The 13260-nt window shown below is 62.6% G+C and carries 14 protein-coding genes; 3 read left to right on the top strand and 11 right to left on the bottom strand.

Annotated features, from left to right (window positions below):
• Nucleotides 1-36: 36 nt before the first annotated feature.
• Nucleotides 37-330 (bottom strand): hypothetical protein, encoded by a 294-nt coding sequence (locus IE038_RS07980; RefSeq protein ID WP_163934120.1) that lies wholly within the window; start codon nt 328-330, stop codon nt 37-39.
• A gap of 104 nt (nt 331-434) precedes the next feature.
• Between IE038_RS07980 and pbpC the strand changes: the two genes are divergently transcribed.
• Nucleotides 435-2789, top strand: coding sequence for a peptidoglycan glycosyltransferase PbpC (gene pbpC / locus IE038_RS07975; protein ID WP_189395430.1), 2355 nt, complete (start codon nt 435-437; stop codon nt 2787-2789).
• A 12-nt stretch (nt 2790-2801) separates the two neighbouring features.
• Here pbpC and IE038_RS07970 read toward each other — a convergent pair whose 3' ends face one another.
• Nucleotides 2802-3251, bottom strand: a complete 450-nt coding sequence (locus tag IE038_RS07970; RefSeq protein WP_163934117.1) for a DMT family transporter — start codon at nt 3249-3251, stop codon at nt 2802-2804.
• 181 nt (nt 3252-3432) lie between these two features.
• Here IE038_RS07970 and IE038_RS07965 point away from each other — a divergent pair, with 181 nt between their 5' ends.
• The gene (locus tag IE038_RS07965) at nt 3433-5100 is read left to right on the top strand and encodes a ShlB/FhaC/HecB family hemolysin secretion/activation protein (protein ID WP_163934114.1); all 1668 of its coding nucleotides are present in this window, start codon (nt 3433-3435) and stop codon (nt 5098-5100) included.
• Nucleotides 5101-5500: 400 nt separating this feature from the next.
• Here the strand turns inward: IE038_RS07965 and IE038_RS07960 are convergent, their stop codons facing one another.
• The 8 genes from IE038_RS07960 to IE038_RS07930 form a co-directional block, all read right to left on the bottom strand.
• Nucleotides 5501-5971, bottom strand: a complete 471-nt coding sequence (locus IE038_RS07960) for a prepilin peptidase (protein WP_163934111.1) — start codon at nt 5969-5971, stop codon at nt 5501-5503.
• 94 nt (nt 5972-6065) lie between these two features.
• Nucleotides 6066-6626, bottom strand: a complete 561-nt coding sequence (locus IE038_RS07955) for a DUF4136 domain-containing protein (protein WP_189395429.1) — start codon at nt 6624-6626, stop codon at nt 6066-6068.
• A 26-nt stretch (nt 6627-6652) separates the two neighbouring features.
• The gene (locus IE038_RS07950) at nt 6653-7276 is read right to left on the bottom strand and encodes a DUF4136 domain-containing protein (RefSeq protein ID WP_163934108.1); all 624 of its coding nucleotides are present in this window, start codon (nt 7274-7276) and stop codon (nt 6653-6655) included.
• 20 nt (nt 7277-7296) lie between these two features.
• The gene (locus tag IE038_RS07945) at nt 7297-8046 is read right to left on the bottom strand and encodes a methyltransferase domain-containing protein (RefSeq protein ID WP_189395428.1); all 750 of its coding nucleotides are present in this window, start codon (nt 8044-8046) and stop codon (nt 7297-7299) included.
• Nucleotides 8043-8348, bottom strand: a complete 306-nt coding sequence (locus IE038_RS07940) for a MazG-like family protein (RefSeq protein ID WP_163934104.1) — start codon at nt 8346-8348, stop codon at nt 8043-8045. The genes IE038_RS07945 and IE038_RS07940 overlap by 4 nt, the downstream gene beginning before the upstream one ends.
• A 57-nt stretch (nt 8349-8405) precedes the next feature.
• Nucleotides 8406-8534, bottom strand: a complete 129-nt coding sequence (locus IE038_RS24700) for a hypothetical protein (RefSeq protein WP_268244557.1) — start codon at nt 8532-8534, stop codon at nt 8406-8408.
• A 103-nt stretch (nt 8535-8637) separates the two neighbouring features.
• On the bottom strand, nt 8638-9498 hold the full coding sequence (locus IE038_RS07935) for a MaoC family dehydratase (RefSeq protein WP_163934101.1): 861 nt from the start codon (nt 9496-9498) through the stop codon (nt 8638-8640).
• 2 nt (nt 9499-9500) lie between these two features.
• Nucleotides 9501-10853, bottom strand: coding sequence for a 3-oxoacyl-ACP reductase (locus IE038_RS07930; protein WP_189395427.1), 1353 nt, complete (start codon nt 10851-10853; stop codon nt 9501-9503).
• Between the two features lie 119 nt (nt 10854-10972).
• Between IE038_RS07930 and IE038_RS07925 the strand changes: the two genes are divergently transcribed.
• Nucleotides 10973-12250: an acetyl-CoA C-acetyltransferase gene (locus IE038_RS07925; protein ID WP_189395426.1), complete on the top strand. Its 1278-nt coding sequence runs from the start codon at nt 10973-10975 to the stop codon at nt 12248-12250.
• Here IE038_RS07925 and IE038_RS07920 read toward each other — a convergent pair.
• On the bottom strand, nt 12237-13256 hold the full coding sequence (locus IE038_RS07920; RefSeq protein ID WP_163934099.1) for a bile acid:sodium symporter family protein: 1020 nt from the start codon (nt 13254-13256) through the stop codon (nt 12237-12239). The genes IE038_RS07925 and IE038_RS07920 overlap by 14 nt on opposite strands.
• Between the last annotated feature and the right edge of the window lie 4 nt (nt 13257-13260).

Below are 13260 nucleotides of genomic sequence, written 5' to 3'. Positions count from 1 at the left end.
ATGCCCTGTAGGCGCCGGCCTTGCCGTCGATGGCCGTCAGTGAACCACCCAGCTCAGAATCCACAGCCCCAGCAGTAACCAGATGATCCCGATGATGATCGAGGCGCGCATGAACGCTCGAACCGCCGAGTACAGCACCAGCAGCCCGACGATCAGCGTGAGGATGCTGATCAGCGAGGTGTCCATGCCCAGCGTGCGCGAAAGACCCTCGATAAAGCTGCTGCCGGCATTGGCCAGCAGGTTGAACAGGCCACTGAGGCCATCCACCACAAAGCGGATCAAGGCGCCCAGCGCTTGTCCGAGCCATTCGAAAAAACCTTCTACATGCATAATTGCGTCCTGATGATCATCGCGGCAGTTTCGCCCTTTCCCGGCCTTTGGTCACTCACGGGCCGACTCGGTTCCCTGTGCTCAGCGCACGGTGCCGGTACGTGATGTTCAGCGTAGTCCGCTCCCATGGTCGCAAGGGGAAATGGCTGGCAGGCATTGCTGCGAGCGGCCTGCTGTTGTGCGCGCTGTTGTGGCTCGCCGACCGTATCTGGCCACTGCCGTTGCCTGCGGATGACCTGGCCCGGGTAGTGCTGGCGGAAGATGGTACACCGTTGTGGCGCTTCGCCGACGCTGATGGCGTATGGCGCTACCCGATCACTCCTGAGCAGGTGTCGCCCCTGTACTTGCAGGCCTTGCTGACCTATGAGGACCGTTGGTTTTACCGTCATCCCGGGGTGAACCCTTTGGCCTTGGGGCGCGCTGTCTGGCAAAACCTGCAGGGGGGGCGCGTGGTGTCTGGTGGCAGCACCTTGTCGATGCAGGTGGCGCGACTGCTCGACCCCCATGCTCGAACGCTGCCCGGTAAATTGCGCCAACTCTGGCGTACCGCGCAGCTGGAGTGGCACCTGTCCAAGGATGAGATCCTGCAGATCTACCTCAACCGCGCGCCGTTTGGCGGTACGTTGCAGGGGGTCGCAGCAGCGAGTTGGGCCTATCTGGGCAAGTCACCTCAACAACTGACCCCGGCCGACGCTGCGCTGCTGGCAGTGCTGCCGCAAGCGCCAAGCCGGCTGCGCCCTGACCGTCACCCGCAGCGTGCTCAGGCCGCGCGCGACAAGGTACTGCAACGGCTGGCCGAGTACCGGGTCTGGCCTGAACAACAGGTTGCCGAGGCGGCACAGGAGCCACTGTTGCTGGCACCCCGTCAGGAGCCGACACTGGCCCCGCTGTTGGCCAGGCGCTTGAACCGACCGGGCAGTCCGCCGTTGATCCGCACCACGCTCGATGCCGCCCTGCAGCGCCGTCTGGAGGACCTGTTGCTGGGGTGGCGCGCGCGCCTGCCCGAGCGTACGTCGGCGGCGATTCTGGTGGTCGAGTCACAGACCATGGCCGTGCGCGCTTACCTGGGGTCGGTCGACCTCAGTGATACCCGGCGCTTCGGTCATGTCGACATGATCAGCGCCCTGCGCTCGCCCGGCTCGACGCTTAAACCGTTCTTGTTCGGGATGGCACTTGATGAGGGGTTGATTCACTCTGAGTCGCTTCTGCAGGACGTACCACGGCGTTATGGCGACTACCGCCCCGGCAATTTTTCTCAGGGCTTCAGCGGGCCGGTGTCGGCCAGTTCGGCCTTGGCCTTGTCACTGAACCTGCCGGCGGTGCAGTTGCTCGAAGCCTATGGGCCGAAGCGTTTTGCTGCACAGATGCGCCAGGGCGGTATGCCGCTTACCCTGCCGCCTCTGGCCGAGCCCAACCTGTCGTTGATTCTGGGCGGCGCGGGGAGTCGCCTGGAAGATCTGGTCAGCGGTTACAGTGCCTTTGCCCGCAATGGCATGAGTGCAGCGCTGCGTTTGCAGCCTGACGATCCACTGTTGGAGCGGCGCCTGCTGTCGCCCGGTGCGGCATGGATCACGCGGCGTATCTTGAGTGGCCAGGCCCGCCCGGACCTCGACCCTCATGCCGAGCTGGTGCAGCGTCCGCAATTGGCCTGGAAGACGGGCACCAGTTATGGCTTTCGCGATGCCTGGTCGATTGGTGTGGGCCCTCGTTACTTGATTGGCATCTGGATCGGGCGCCCCGATGGCACACCAGTACCGGGCCAGTTCGGCTTGGCCTCTGCCGCACCGTTGATGCTGCAGGTGCATGACGTGTTGAGTAACCGCGACAGCCAGCGCGGCATCACCGCACCGGTAGCGGCCGTGCCGGCCAATGTTGGGGTGGCAGCGATCTGCTGGCCACTGGGCCAGCCGATGGCTCGGCAGGATGACAACTGTCGGCGGCAGCGTTTCGCCTGGACGCTGGATGGCACCACGCCGCCGACGTTGCAGGCGCTTGATCAGCCCCTGAGTGTGGGCTTGCTGGAAAAGGTCTGGGTCAATGATCAGGGTTTGCGCGTCGATGCGGCGTGCCCCGGGGCTCACGCGCGTGACATCGCCTTGTGGCCTGCGCCACTGGAGCCGTGGTTGCCCCGGGTGGAACGGCGTGAGGCACGCCTGCCGGCCATTGACCCGCGCTGCCCGCCGAAGGTGCCGGATGTTACGGCGCCGTTGTCGATTGTCGGTGTACGCAACGGCGACCACTTGCGCCGACCGGCGGCCAGTCGCGACGCGTTGCAACTGAAGGTGTCGGCGTTGGGCGGCAGTGGCCAGCGCTGGTGGTTCCTCAATGGCGCGCCGGTGGGTGAGACGGCTGCGCAGGATAGCCTCACGGTCAGTTTCGAGCAGGCCGGTCGCTATGAATTGAGCACACTCGACGCCAGCGGGCAGACCGCGCGCATCGAGTTTCAGGTCAACGACTGAGCCACGCTGTACTCAGCCGCGACGAATCATCCATACGCCGGCCAGCACCAGCAGCAAGCCGGCGACCTTGCCCAGGCTGGCCGGCGCTTCGCGAAAGCCGGCCCAGCCGAAGTGGTCGAGGGTCAAGGCCATCGCCAACTGCCCGGCCAGGACCAGCGCCATGAACAGCAATGCACCGATGCGCGGGCCAGCAAAGGCTGCCGTGGTGATGAAAAAGGCACCGAGCAGGCCGCCACACCAGTGCCACCAGGTCAGGCTCTTGAGGGCATTGAAGCCGGGCATTTCGCGTTGCAGCAACACCAGCGCGAGTAGCGCCACAGTGCCGACGCCAAAGGAAATCAGGGCGGCAGCCAACACGCTGGACACCTGTTTGGCCAGTTGGCCGTTGATACCGGCTTGCAGCGGCAGGAAGGCGCCAGCGACGAACGGCAGGCAGAGCAGCCACCAGGCAGGGGCGGGCATGGCAATCTCCAGAAAAAAGGGGCGCGGATTATAACGGCAGGCGGCGTGGGGTGCCCGCCTTGTCTCTGGGCAACTGTAGACCCGATGGCCAATTAGACGGTTCTTCGGGCAACACCTACGCTTGGGTTAGACGAAAAGCATCGTCGAGCCGCCCCGTACATTCAGGGTCAAGGAGTGTCCTATGCGATCGATGACCCTCGCACTGCTGGGCCTTTCCTGGGGGTGTGGTGTGTGCGCCGACGCCCTGCAGAATGACCTCAACCGTAGTGCGATCGAACGTTACCTGCCGACGTCCAATCTGCCGATTGATGCCTATCGCCCGGTTGCTGCCGATGTGTTTGTCGCGTCTCCGAGGCCGCCCTTGTTGCGTTTGCCGACGGGTACCCGGGTGTGGTTTCGAAAGGTGCACTTTGAAGGCGGTACGGTCTACCCGCTGAGTGATCTGAAAGACAACTATCAGGACCTGATGGAGCGCGCCGTCACCTTGAACGAGGTGCTTGAGGCCACCGCGCGACTGACCGAGCGCTACCATCGGGACGGCTATTTTCTGTCTTATGCGGTGGTGCCGGATCAGGACTTCAGTGAAGGTTATTTGCGGGTGGTGCTGGTTGAGGGCTACTTGCGCGACGTTGAGCTGCGCGGTGATGTCGGTCCAGTGTCAGCCTACCTGGCAAGCCTGGCAGACCGGATCAAGGCGGAAAGACCGCTGACGCGACAGACGTTTGAGCGTTACACCAGCTTGATGAGCCACGTGCCGGGCGTGACCCTGAAAGGTTTGTTGAGCCCCGCCAGCTCGTCGGACGGCGCTGCCCGGTTGATCGTCAGGGCATCGCGTAAACCCTTGGCGGCCACGTTGGTACTGAATGATGGGAGCCGTGCAGACCCTCAAGCGTTGTTGAGCCTGGACAGCCAGTCGCAGACGGCGCTGGGAGAGCAACTGAGTGTTCGTGGACTGTTTGCGCCGGGCGATGATCATCAGCGTTACTACCGCCTCGACTATGCCCAGTACCTGGACAGCGAGGGCAGCCAGTTGAACCTCGCTGCCTCGACCTTCCGTACGGAATCGGACACGCCGCTGCGCTTTCGCGATGGCCGGGAGCTACTGCGGGATTGGCGTAGCGATTCTGTTTCGGCGGGGCTGAGCCAGCCACTGATTGCGGGGCCTGACGAATGGTTGAATGTTGCCGCACGGCTGTATGCGGTGCGTGACCGCATTGACTACCGGGCTGATGGTACTGCGCTCAACCCTTCGGTGGAGACGGATACCCGTGTGCTCAGCTTTGAGGGGGAGTGGCGCAAGGCCGATGAGCAGCAACTGCGGATAATCAGTGGAGGGGTGTACCAGGGGCTTGATTACCTGGGGGCCAAGACGAGCAGCGATTACGACTTGGATTTTTTGCGCTTGCGGGTTTCCGGCGTCCAGCGCGACCGGTTCTTCGACAATTGGCAAGGTGTGGCCTCGGGCATTCTCTACTGGAGTGATGACAGCCTGCCGGACAGTGAGCGGGCCGTGTTTGGTGGGCAGCATTTTGGACGAGGTTACCCGGTCGACCAGGCCTCGGGCGACAAAGGATGGGGCGCAGCTTATGAGGTTAACTACAGCGTGATACGTGAGTCCCGCCTGCTGAAGGTACTGCAGCCTTATGGGGTGCTGGATACTGCCCAGGCCTGGTTCAACACGCTGGATGTACGCAGTGCTCACCTGTCATCGCTGGCGCTTGGGGTGCGCATGGGGGATTTGCGTGATTACAACCTGTCACTGGAGATCGCCAAGCCGTTGGCCGATGTGGCGTTTGACAGCGCTGATCGGCAGCCGCGTTTTACCGTGAGTGTCAGCCTGAGATTGTAAAACCATCCGGGGCGATGGCATTTCGTTTGCCCTGCGCTACCGTCAAATGACGAAGCTATTGAATGCCGCCGCGGGGGTGGAATACCGCCTGAGAAGACACTGTAAGGGGTCGTTTGAGCAGAGGGGGCCGACATGAGTCATCGCATTACCATTAGCCTGGCGTGGGCGTTGTTGCTGAGTGCGCTTGTGATCTGTTTCTGCGGGCAGGTGCTTAGTTGGCAACCTGACGCATCGGGGGCAGAGCCCGTGTTGAGGGCTGAGCGCTCGATCATTTCGCCATCAGGTAATTTCCAACGGCTTGAACAAGTCTTGGGGCGCAGAATCTGGCGTGCGCTGGCCGCCGGTCCTTGGCGGGAAGCGTGCCACGTTGATGTGAGCACGCGGCGTATGATCGCCTCGACTACTGAATCCAGACGGCCGCCAAGAGAAAGCCTGCCAGCAGGAACGGCGCAAAGGGCTGTTTGCTCGATGACGCTTCACGCAGTTGTGTGAGGCGTTTTTTTACACGCAGACTCAAGAGCGACCACAGCCAGCGCCGGCTCATCAGCCAGATCACCAAAGCGACGCCCGCACCGATAAAGGTGCCGAGCACATGCATTTTGTCGGTGGCCAGGGCGAGGGCAGCGAGCAGTTTGACATCCCCCGCACCCACATGGCCGAGCATGTAGCCGGGCAGGGTCAGCAGCATGACCAGGGCCAGCGCCCAGCCGCCTTCGCTGGCGTCGGCACCGATCCAGGTATGCCCGGTGGTGAACAGGTAAGCCAGTGCACAGGTGGCGGCACCGATGGTCAGGGTATTGGCGACCTGGCGTTCACGTACATCCTGTTCGGCACACAAGGCGAGCCACAGCAGCAGGACGATGCTTTGCATGGGAGAGTTGCCATCCTTTTCAATGAGTCATTCGTTGGGACAGTCTGGTCTCTCTTTCAGGGTAGACGCCTTCAGCCACTATGGAAAAAAAAGCTCAGTGTGGCGGGTAGTTGGCGAGGATCTTGGCCACGGTTTGTTGGATGGCACTGTTGCGCTCTGCGGGGCCAGGAGGATAGCTGCGCATGACTTGCTCGGCGCTGCCACGCCAGACCAGCTTGCCGTCACGACCGTCGAACAGGTCGATCTGAATGGTGGCAACCGTGTAGTCGACACTGCGGGTCTCGTTGTAGACCGGCCCGCCCCAGTAGCCGCCCCAATACCCGTTCCAGGCACCGCCGTAGTTGGTTGTGACCTGTTGCTGGCGGTTTTCGACAATCAGGTAAGCCTGTACGCCCAGATCGGCATGGCCGCTACCTTGCACCGGGCGCAGGCCGCGCTGATCGAGCTGGCCACTGATGGCCTGGCGGATACGTTGCTCGGTCAGGTCGCTCTTGATGCGTGGGTCGTCGGGCCGGTACTGCAATGCGGGCTCTTGCCAGGCCCAACTGCGGTAGCTGGCGAAGTCTCGGCTGGCGTCGAAATCCTGGGTGATGCTGTCGCTCTGGCACGCGCCCAGCAGGATAAACAAGGCAAGTAACGCAATACGGCGGAACATGATGGTTCTCCGGTGAGCCCTACAGCCTAACTGGGAGGGTAACCCTCCAGTGCTTTGTTGACGGCATTGCGCAGTGCATCGGTACGGTCTTGCTCCGAGCTTGCGTTCGCGGCCTCGGCGCTGGCACTCCAGACCGGTTGACCGTTGCTGGCGTCGAACAGATCCAGACGCACCACTAGCACTTCGATTTCATAAGTACGCACGATAGGTACGCTGGTATACATGCCGTAACCGTTGTGGTGGTGACCATAGCCGTATCCGCTGTATCCGTAGCCACCATAAGGGTAGTCGTCCTCACGAACCTGACGCAGGCGTTTTTCCAGGCCAAGGCTGGCACTGACCTGCAGGTCAGCGGGCTGCTCGCGGGAAGGACGCAGGCCACGTTGGTCAAGCGCATTACTGACCACCTCGGCCAGTTGTGCAGGATCAGCGAGGGTGCTGCCGGCTGGCAGTTGGCCGTTGCGCCAGCTCCAACTCCGGTAGTGCGCGTAATCACGGCTTGCTGGCGGGTAGGCGCTGGCATCGAACGTGCCGCCAGCATGCGCAGGTGCTGGCGGTATCGGCAGGGAAGTGGCGACATAGGGGTTGCCACCCTGACACCCCGCCAAGGCCAGGCAGATCAGGCTCGCAGCCACAGGACGGTACGGCATGTCGTGCTCCAGTCGGCCCGTTACACGGGCCGGCAGATCCAGTGCAGGTAACGGCCAAGCCCGGCGAACGCCGGATGGCGGCGGTGTGCCAGTTCCATTTCCAGCAGGTCGCTCAACGCGGCCTTGGCCTGAAACTCGCTCGGCATGTAGTCGTGAAAAACCCGCACACCGCTCTCGCTTTCAACCTGCCACAGGCTTTCAAGTTGCACCTTGAGCTCGCGTGGATCAAGTGGTTTTTGCGGGGTCAGGCTCTGTTTTTCGCCCGCCATGCTGTTGCGCCGCATTTTGCGGAAATGGCCCTTCAGCAGGTTGCGGTACACCAAGGCGTCGCGGTTGTAGAACGCCAGTGATAACCAGCCGTCGGGGCGTGTCAGCTGATGCAGGACAGGCAGAATGGCCTCAGGCTCGGACAGCCATTCAAGCACGGCGTGGCATAGCACCAGGTCATAGGGTTCTGTGAGTTGACCGAGCAGGTCTTGCCAAGGCGCCTGAATGAAGGTCGCTTGCTGGCCGGCCTCGGCAAAGCGTACACGGGCACCGTCAAGCATGGGGGCGGCGGGTTCTGCCAGGGTCACCTGATGGCCCCGTTCGGCTAGCCACAAGGCCATATGGCCCAGGCCGGCGCCAATATCGAGAACGCGTAGCGGTCGGTCTGGCAGGCTCTCGATAAGGTCGGCCTGGAGCACCGCCAGTCGAATGGCACCTTTGGCTCCACCGTAGATCTTTTCGGCAAAACGGGTCGCCAGCTCATCGAAGTGACGGTCATTCATCGGGCGAAGCGCCTCTCGCTGTCGGCCAACTTGAGTGCGACGACCTGCTCCATGTCCAAGCCCAGTTCACTGCACAGCAATAGCAGGTAAAGGACTACATCGCCGACTTCCTGGCCGGCGTGTTCCAGTTGCTCCCTGGAGAGTTGACGCGACTGGTCTTCGCTCAGCCACTGGAAAATTTCGACCAGTTCGGCCATTTCCACGCTGGCTGCCATGGCCAGGTTTTTCGGGCTATGAAAGCCGCGCCAGTCGTTGTTGTCACGAATGCGGTGCAGTCGTTCGGTCAATGCTTGCAAGTTCATGGGGTAGTCTCCTCAGGCTGCATAGCTTCAGCCTGAGCGCGCAGCAACGCAAGGACCTCAAGGCCAGAGGTTGCTCCAGGCCGAAATCAGTAGCACCAGTGCCAGGCTGCGGTTGAACCACTGCCAGGCCTGCGGTCGTTGGCCGAGGCACCGCACGCCACTGCCTAGCAATGCCCAGCAGGCCATGCAGCGCGACCACAAAGAACAGCGGTGGGTGGCACCGCCGACCAGGTAGTGATCCCGCGTAGTGCCATAAAGGTCTAGAAGATTTGTGCAGGGCGTGTGGAGGTCAAGGCGCTTCCAGTGTTCGCCATGTTCCCTGCATATGCACCAGCCCGCCATGGCCACTCAGACGCAGTTGCCCGGCGGGTGCGACAGGGCTGGCGTCGAGTATTACCTCGCTGGGCAAGCGTACGGGTTTGTGAAAACTGACCTCGATCGCGTATCCGCTGGTTGGCAGGTGGCCGCGCAAGGCGGCAAGGGCCATGGCTTTGCTCCACATGCCATGGGCGATAGCTTTGGGGAAGCCAAACAGGCGGGCACTGAGGGCACTCAGGTGGATCGGGTTGTAGTCGCCACAGAGGCGTGCGTAGCGTCGCCCGATCGTGCTGTCGGCGTACCAGCGGGTCAGTTCACTCAGGGGCAGGGCGTCGGCTTCAGGTTCGATGGACGGCTCGCCTGGCAGTTTTACCCCTCGGCAGAGCAAGCGGCTGGTTTCACTCCAGAGTAGCCCAAGGCTATCGCAGGCTTCGGTGATGAGGTCGAAGGTGGCGCCTTTCTCATGGGCCTGCAGGTTCTCCACCCGCACGGCGAAGCGCAGCCGGCTGACACCGCCCAACGGGCGTATGACCTGGATGCTGTTGCTGAGATGAACCAGGCCTAGCAGCGGGAACGGAAACGCTGGGGCGGTGAGTAACTGCAGGTGGAGGGCAAACGCCATCACATGCGGCCAGGTTGCCGGCAGTAACGGATCGTCGCCAAAGTGGCACAGCGTGCGGTAGGCCGCCAGGCGTTCGGCGTTGACCTCAAGGCTGCAGTGCAGCCCGGTAATCGGCAGGGTGGTGCCGCTGATCTTGCGCTTGCGCACTGCTTGCAGGTACAGCCCGGGTAGCGGGGCGGTCTTGCTCAGTTCATGCCATTGATGCCCCATGTTCATGCCCCCATAACCGCTTGCCCGCAGACCCGCAGCACCTGTCCGTTGACCGCGCCGCTGCCCGGCTGTACCAGCCAGGCCACGGCTTCTGCGACATCTTGCGGGAGGCCACCTTGGCCCAGCGAGCTCATGCGCCGACCGGCCTCGCGCAGGGCGAAAGGAATGGCAGCGGTCATCCGCGTTTCAATGAAGCCCGGGGCTACGGCGTTGATGCTGCTCCCCGTGATGGCCAGATGTGGCGCCCATGTCTGGGCCAGGCCGATCAGGCCGGCCTTGCTGGCGGCATAGTTTGATTGGCCGCGATTGCCGGCGATACCACTGATCGACGCCAGCAGCACGATGCGGGCGTTGGCGTGCAGGGCGCCCTTGTCGAGCAAGGCCTGGGTCAGGATCTGGGGGGCTTTCAGGTTAACGGCCATGACCGAGTCCCAGTACTCAGGGGTCATGTTGGCCAAGGTCTTGTCGCGGGTAATTCCGGCGTTGTGGACGACGATATCAAGGCCATCGGGCAGGCCCTCAAGTAACTGTTGCGGTGCATCGTCTGCGCAGATATTCAGGGTCAGGCTGCGCCCGCCCAGGCGAGCGGCGAGGGCTTCGAGCTCGGCCTTGGCCTGTGGCACGTCGAGCAACACCACATCGGCACCATCACGGGTGAGGGTTTCGGCGATCGCTGCACCAATACCGCGTGCGGCACCGGTCACCAGTGCCTTGCGTCCGGCCAATGGTCGTGTCCAATCCTGAACGTGGGCAGTGCAAGCGCTCAAGCGCAGCACCTGGCCAGAGATGAAGGCACTTTTTGGCGACAGGAAGAAACGCAGCGCGCCTTCGAGCTGGTCCTCGGCACCGTCGCCGACATAGAGCAGTTGCAGCCTGCCGCCGTTGCGCAATTCTTTGGCCAGCGAGCGGCTGAAGCCCTCCAGGGCACGTTGGGCGACACTCGCCAGCGGTGCTTCGAGTTGTTCTGGCGCACGGCCCAGGATCACCACGGACGCATTGGCTTCAAGGCTACGTAGCAGCGGCTGGAAGAACTCGCGCAGTTGCTTGAGTTGGTCGATGTCCTCCAGTTCGCTGGCATCGAATAGCACTGCCTTGAGCGTTGGCCCCAGGCCCGCCACCCACGCCGGCAGTTGCATGGCCTCATCGGCATAACTGTAGACCTCATCGGTCAGGCGCTTGGCGAAACCGGCGACGTGCTGCGATAGCGCGCCGCCGCCCAGCAGCAATGCCCCTTCGATCGGGCGCATCCGACCGGCCTCCCAGCGTTCCAGGCGTGCCGGCGTCGGCAGGCCGATGACACCGACCAGGCGGCGACCGAAGTCGGAGTTGGCGAAGTCGAGATAGCGGTCGGACATGAACGAGGCCTCCATGAGATCAGCCTCAAAGTGTGGACCATGTTTTGCCGTTGGTCGCTTGAAGGTGGAAAAAACACCTACGCTGTATCCAGTCTGCCCTCAACATAAGGAGGTGATGCATGCGTTCTTTGCGCCGGGTCGCAATCATCGGTGGTAATCGAATCCCCTTTGCTCGCGCCAATGGCCCTTATGCCAAGGTCAGCAATCAGGACATGCTCACGGCGGCCCTGGAAGGCCTGATCGAGCGCTTCAGCCTGCATGGCCTGCGCATGGGTGAGGTGGCCGCTGGCGCGGTGCTCAAGCATTCGCGGGATTTCAATTTGACCCGCGAATGTGTCCTTGGCTCGCGGCTGTCGGCGCACACGCCGGCCTATGATCTTCAGCAAGCCTGTGGCACTGGGTTGGAGGCCGCGCTGATGGTCGCCAACAAGATCGCTCTGGGGCAGATTGAATGTGGCGTTGCCGGGGGTGTTGATACCACGTCGGATGCGCCGATTGCGGTGAGCGAAGGCTTGCGCCGTATCCTGCTGCAGGCCAACCGGGCGAAAGGTCCGGGTGAAAAGCTCAAGGCACTGTTGCAACTGCGCTTCAGGCACTTGAAGCCTGAACTGCCGCGCAATGGCGAACCCCGCACGGGCCTGTCGATGGGCCAGCATTGCGAGCTGATGGCGCACACCTGGCAGATTGACCGTCTGGCCCAGGACGAACTGGCCTTGCGCAGCCATCAGAATCTGGCGGCGTCCTTTGCCGACGGTTGGCACGATGATCTGCTGACACCTTTCCTGGGACTGAACCGCGACCAGAACCTGCGCCCCGACCTGACCCTGGAGACGCTCGCTGCACTCAAGCCGGTGTTTGACCGCAGTGCGCAAGGCACGCTCACGGCGGGTAACTCGACGCCGCTGACCGATGGTGCCTCGGTGGTGTTGCTGGGGAGTGAGGCATGGGCGCGGGAACGTGGTCTGCCGGTGATGGCCTGGCTGATCGACGGCGAGAGCGCGGCTGTGGATTTTGTCCGCGGCCAGGAAGGGCTGTTGATGGCCCCAGCCTATGCCGTGCCTCGGCTTCTGCTGCGCAATGGTCTGAACCTGCAGGACTTCGACTACTACGAAATCCATGAGGCGTTTGCCGCGCAGGTGTTGTGCACGCTCAAGGCCTGGGAAGACCCTGTTTTCTGCCGCGACCGTCTTGGCCTTGAGGCACCTCTGGGGCGTATCGACCGCAGCAAGCTCAACGTCAAGGGCAGCTCGTTGGCGGCCGGGCATCCGTTTGCCGCGACAGGTGGGCGGATCCTGGCCAATATGGCCAAACTGTTGGCCCATGCCGGCAAAGGCCGCGGGCTGATTTCTATCTGTGCCGCCGGCGGCCAGGGCGTGACGGCGATTATTGAGCGCTGAGGGCGGCGCTGCTGTCGACCCTTGCGGTACGGTTGGCGTACTGCTCGGCCATGACTGAGCAGACGATCAATTGCAGCGGGTGGTAGATCATGATCGGCAGCAGGATCAGCCCAAGCCCTGGGTGCGCGCCGAAGATCAGTGCAGCCATCGGCGCGCCGGCGGCCAGGGACTTCTTGCTGGCGCAGAATACTGCAGCGATTTCGTCAGCCGGGCTGAAGTTCAAGGCGCGGGCGCTTCGAGTGGTCAGCCATAGCACCAGCGCCAGCAACAGTGCACTGCCGAGTACGGCCATGCCGATCACCGCGGTACCCTGCTGTTGCCACATTCCCGAGACCATCGAATTGCAGAACGCGGCATAGACCAGTAGCAGGATCACCACCTTGTCCAACACCGCGGTGTAGCGCTTGTAGCGGGCAAAGAGGCGCCCGAGCCAGGGCCGCAGCAGTTGCCCAAGCAGCAGTGGCAGCAGGAGCATCGCGCACAGGTCAAGCAAGGTCGAACCAAGGTCAATCCCGCCACTGCCGCTGCCCACCACCAGGCTGATCAGCCAGGGGGTGATGAAGATCCCCAGCACACTGGACAGGCTGGCGTTGAGAATCGCAGCGGGTACGTTGCCCTTGGCGCTACCCGTGAGCGCCACCGAAGACGAGATCGTCGACGGCAGGGCGCACAGGTAGAGGAAGCCCAGCATCAACAGCGCAGGGACCTGTGTGCCCAGCAACGTTTTGCCGACCAGCCAGAGCACGGGAAAGGCCACGAAGGTGAAGCCCTGGACCATCAGGTGCAGGCGCCAGTTTTTCAGACCGTGACGAATCTGCTCGCTGGACAGGTTGACTCCGTGCAGGAAAAACACCAGGAACACGCCGATGTTGGTCACATACTCGGCATGCAGGGCACCACCGCTGCTCCCAAAACGCGGGAACAGCCAGGCGAGCAGGGTGGCGATGAACATGCCGCAGAGGAACCAGTCGGTTACCACGCGCTTGAGGTGTTTGAACGCTTGCATGGGG

The organism is Pseudomonas laurentiana (genome assembly GCF_014648275.1).
Classification (GTDB): domain Bacteria; phylum Pseudomonadota; class Gammaproteobacteria; order Pseudomonadales; family Pseudomonadaceae; genus Aquipseudomonas; species Aquipseudomonas laurentiana.
The sequence above is the reverse complement of the archived record's forward strand: the minus strand, read 5'-3'. Positions and strand labels throughout refer to the sequence as shown.

Coding starts and splice junctions, on each gene's coding strand:
- IE038_RS07980 (WP_163934120.1), bottom strand. CDS start 330: ATGCATGTAGAAGGTTTTTTCGAATGGCTCGGACAAGCGCTGGGCGCC.
- pbpC (WP_189395430.1), top strand. CDS start 435: ATGTTCAGCGTAGTCCGCTCCCATGGTCGCAAGGGGAAATGGCTGGCA.
- IE038_RS07970 (WP_163934117.1), bottom strand. CDS start 3,251: ATGCCCGCCCCTGCCTGGTGGCTGCTCTGCCTGCCGTTCGTCGCTGGC.
- IE038_RS07965 (WP_163934114.1), top strand. CDS start 3,433: ATGCGATCGATGACCCTCGCACTGCTGGGCCTTTCCTGGGGGTGTGGT.
- IE038_RS07960 (WP_163934111.1), bottom strand. CDS start 5,971: ATGCAAAGCATCGTCCTGCTGCTGTGGCTCGCCTTGTGTGCCGAACAG.
- IE038_RS07955 (WP_189395429.1), bottom strand. CDS start 6,626: ATGTTCCGCCGTATTGCGTTACTTGCCTTGTTTATCCTGCTGGGCGCG.
- IE038_RS07950 (WP_163934108.1), bottom strand. CDS start 7,276: ATGCCGTACCGTCCTGTGGCTGCGAGCCTGATCTGCCTGGCCTTGGCG.
- IE038_RS07945 (WP_189395428.1), bottom strand. CDS start 8,046: ATGAATGACCGTCACTTCGATGAGCTGGCGACCCGTTTTGCCGAAAAG.
- IE038_RS07940 (WP_163934104.1), bottom strand. CDS start 8,348: ATGAACTTGCAAGCATTGACCGAACGACTGCACCGCATTCGTGACAAC.
- IE038_RS24700 (WP_268244557.1), bottom strand. CDS start 8,534: ATGGCCTGCTGGGCATTGCTAGGCAGTGGCGTGCGGTGCCTCGGCCAA.
- IE038_RS07935 (WP_163934101.1), bottom strand. CDS start 9,498: ATGGGGCATCAATGGCATGAACTGAGCAAGACCGCCCCGCTACCCGGG.
- IE038_RS07930 (WP_189395427.1), bottom strand. CDS start 10,853: ATGTCCGACCGCTATCTCGACTTCGCCAACTCCGACTTCGGTCGCCGC.
- IE038_RS07925 (WP_189395426.1), top strand. CDS start 10,973: ATGCGTTCTTTGCGCCGGGTCGCAATCATCGGTGGTAATCGAATCCCC.
- IE038_RS07920 (WP_163934099.1), bottom strand. CDS start 13,256: ATGCAAGCGTTCAAACACCTCAAGCGCGTGGTAACCGACTGGTTCCTC.